Annotated in this window: 1 protein-coding gene; it reads right to left on the bottom strand. The window is 76.3% G+C overall.

Annotated features, from left to right (window positions below; genetic code table 11):
* Nucleotides 1–1,424: penicillin acylase family protein (locus PSH25_RS29085; RefSeq protein WP_238662065.1), on the bottom strand; the 1,424-nt coding region annotated here is incomplete at both ends.

Genomic DNA, 1,424 nt, shown 5'->3' with positions numbered 1-1,424 from the left:
GGTGATGTCCACACCGGGCAGCGGGGTCGCGCCGAGCAGGTGCTCCAGCGCGTACCCGACCCGCGGCGTCAGCGCCAGCCAGGGCGCGAACACCTCGGGGTACGCGGGCGGCTCCGCCAGCGCGGCCAGCGTCGGGTGGGCGGCGATCCGGCGTACGACAGCCGCCCGCAGGATGGCGTAGGCCGCCGCGTCCGTACTGTCGGCGGCCATCCGGCGATCCCAGCGCAGCAGCCGTTCGCGCAGCGCGGCGGCGGCTGGGCCGAGCCCCGTCGACTCGGCGAGGATCGCCAGCAGCGGCCCGGCCGCGCCCAGATAGGTGTCGGTGTGCACCGTGGCCATCCCGTCGGCCGTCCAGGCCGAACCGGCGTCGAGCAGCTCGGCGATGCGGTGCGCCCGGTGCGGTGGGGCGAACTCCACCCCGAACGGCGCCGCCAGTCCGCGCTCGTTGGCCATCACCGCCCGACCCACCACCTCGGCACGGGGCATCGGCGTGTGCCAGCCCTGCCAGGCGTGCGCGGCGTCCCATCCGGGGACCACCCGCCGGCCGTTTCCCGGGTGCCGTACCGGCACCGCCCCGGCGACCCGGTGCAGCAGCCCTCCGGCGGTGTCCGCCGCCTGCACCACGTTGACCGGCTCCACCCAGTGCCGCAGCGCGTGGTCCACCTCGGCCACGGTACGGGCGCGCAGCAGCTCCGGCAGTGTCGCGAAACCGAGGTCACCCCGGACCCGGGGCGGGTAGCGCAGGCTGACGGCCGTCTCGTCGTCCGGCCCACCGTCGATCACCGGACCACGGTCGGTCTCCACCACCTCGACCTCGACCGGGTCGGCCCCGGCCACGTCGATCGTCTCGACGTGGCGGTGCGCCGGACGCCAGCCGTCCGGGCCGAGCGACTGCACCCGGGTGCCGTCGCGGCGCAGCCGCTCCGCGTACACGTCCTGGTAGTCGGCCATCGCGTTGGTGATTGCCCAGGCCACCCCGCCGGTGTGCCCGAAGTGCGCGATGCCCGGCACGCCCGGCACCGCCAGCCCGACCACGTCGTACTCCGGGCAGGCCAGCCGGATCTGCTGGTAGACGCCGGGATCCTCGATGAACCGGTGCGGGTCGCCGGCGAGCAGCGCGGCCCCGGTGCCGGTGCGTTCGGCGGCGAGCAGCCACCCGTTGCTGCCGGCCACTGCCGGCCCGTCGGTGGCGAACAGGTCGACCGCGTCCGGCCCGAGCCGCTGCGCCACGTGCTCACGCCAGAGCTTGCCGGGAAACCCCGCGAACAGGATGTGGTGGCCCAGCCAGACCGCGAGCGGTGTCCACGGCTCCCACCGGCCCGGCCGCAGCCCGGTGGCGGCGAACTCCGGCGACCGCGCCGCCCCGGCGGCGAGACCGGCGTTGACGCCGTCCACGTAGGCGCCCACCCACTCGGCGGTCGCCG

This window comes from Micromonospora foliorum (assembly GCF_022229015.1).
Lineage (GTDB): Bacteria > Actinomycetota > Actinomycetes > Mycobacteriales > Micromonosporaceae > Micromonospora > Micromonospora foliorum.
The sequence above is the reverse complement of the archived record's forward strand: the minus strand, read 5'-3'. Positions and strand labels throughout refer to the sequence as shown.